The sequence below is a fragment of the Planktothrix sp. FACHB-1355 genome, from assembly GCF_014748295.1.
GTDB classification, from domain to species: domain Bacteria; phylum Cyanobacteriota; class Cyanobacteriia; order Cyanobacteriales; family Aerosakkonemataceae; genus Aerosakkonema; species Aerosakkonema funiforme_A.
The window spans coordinates 1-1,991 of the sequence record NZ_JACJUP010001235.1 but is presented as its reverse complement, the minus strand read 5'-3'; the positions used below and the strand labels follow the sequence as shown (position 1 = coordinate 1,991).

Below are 1,991 nucleotides of genomic sequence, written 5' to 3'. Positions count from 1 at the left end.
TTGCTTTCCAGTCCACTAAAGTGGACTTTTGCTATTAGCCTGGGACTTGAGTCCCAGGCGGACTAAAAATACGACAAGATCTCATCAACGTATAACAGGAGTGCAAAATGATTGCTGCAAACTTGGGTCGTTTATTTGAAGTAGGTTTTAATACCGGGATTCTTGCTGGTATACAACATCACCAGATCGAGCATAATTTCGGCAATTTGTATCAACGCGATTTGCAACACTTGCAATTTCCTAAAATGCTTCAGCGGATACTGAGTGAAGAGCAAGTAATCAGTCAGAAGGATATCCAAATAATTGAAAAATGGTGTTTATATTTATTGCAGAAAGGTTTTCTGTCTGGATTGAATTTTTTTGGGGAGTACATTAAATCTACTAGATGGAATAACACCAAGCGATCGCCTATCGAAATTTTGTACTACCAGTGCAGTTTTGGCGATGCAAACAGCATCAAAACTTATCCGAAAAGTGAAGAACAAGAATATACAGATTTATTGTCGCAGTTTGGTAACTATATAAATATAAATAACCTGAAACGATATATCGATCGCTACAAACAAAAGGGTGAGTTTTTGAAAGCAGACACCCTGATGTTGTTGCGTTATAAGCAGGAATTTAGAATTCTGGCGATTGACTTATCTATCTTTTCTGTCAAGTCAGCTAAAGACCTCTTGGATTTTGAAGATAAAGATATGCAGAATCAGCGGCGTTTGTTGCTGCGGGAGATTAGCTATTTACGCTCAAAAAGTGTTTTTTCTAAACTGCGGATAGACACAGGTGCTACCGATAAGTTAGGTTTTGATTTTGGAGAGAATTTGACGCGGTATTTTACTGCTTTTAAGCGGGAGGATAAAGAAAGTGCTAAGTTAATTCAAGCAGGTTCTTATGCTCGCAGTTTTTATGAATTTTTATGCCAAACTGATATCCTCAACGAACGAGTATCGGTGGTGTTTAATGTGGTGGGATATAGCGATCGCGGGATCGGCGCGATGTCCCTCCGTCCCGAAAACTTAGATGTACTGAGAACCTGTTCGCAGATTTACAGGAATGAACCAAGAGAACAGGAGATCGATCGAGCGCGAAATGAAGTTTTAAATCTTATCCAGTTAAACGCAGGTCGCAGTTTTCAAGACGGCAGAAATTTTGTCAAGCAGCTATTAGAAATACCCAGCGACACTACAACTATTATACCTCATACCGAAAAGATCGATAACTTCAGTTCGACATTGGAACTGAGGGAACCTCACGCTAAATTAATAAAAAATGCGCTCAATAGCGATCGCACTTATTTATTCTTAACTGGAAATCCGGGAATTGGCAAAACTACAGCAATTGTAGAGTTTCTGAAAGAGCGCAAACATGAAGGTTTTCTTTTCTTCTACGTCAGTCCCAGGAAACAAGTCAATTTGGACATTATCGAAAAATTCAAAGACGCAGAAACTGGTAATTTAGATGATGAAATATTTTGCATGAACACGAACTCCCAACTCATCGCCGATAACTTTCCGCCTTGTGTTGTTAACTATTATTCCAATAAAGGTCGCGGTAACTTTATGCAAAAAGCTGTTAATTTTATCGACGCCAGTCAGGAAATTCAACGCCAACCTTCTCGCCAGCAAGCACTTGAAAGAAGAACTGAAGACGAAATTGTCGCTACAAATCGCAAATGCGAGGGAGTTTTATCCTGTCTTTGCGAAGCAATACATACAGCGATCGAATGCGAAATATCTAATAATATTGTCGCCACAGCTTGTATTCAATCTTTAAGGATAACCGCCAATGGCAAAAATACTTTGGAGTATTTTGAAAATATCTTCAAAAGCGCTCGCAATACCCGCGATGGTAACGTTATTCCTGCTGAAATGAGAAGAATTTCAGCGCGAATCAAGCATTTATTCATTATGATAGATGAAATCACTGGCGATGATAGCGGCGTTGAGTTTTTAAATGGAATCAGCCGGATTTTGAGTAATTATAAATTAAGC

The 1,991-nt window shown here is 39.0% G+C and carries 1 pseudogene; it reads left to right on the top strand.

The features are described from left to right. Positions 1 to 107 precede the first annotated feature (107 nt). Positions 108 to 1,991 (top strand): annotated as a pseudogene (locus H6S82_RS31120) (ATP-binding protein); the annotation flags it as partial.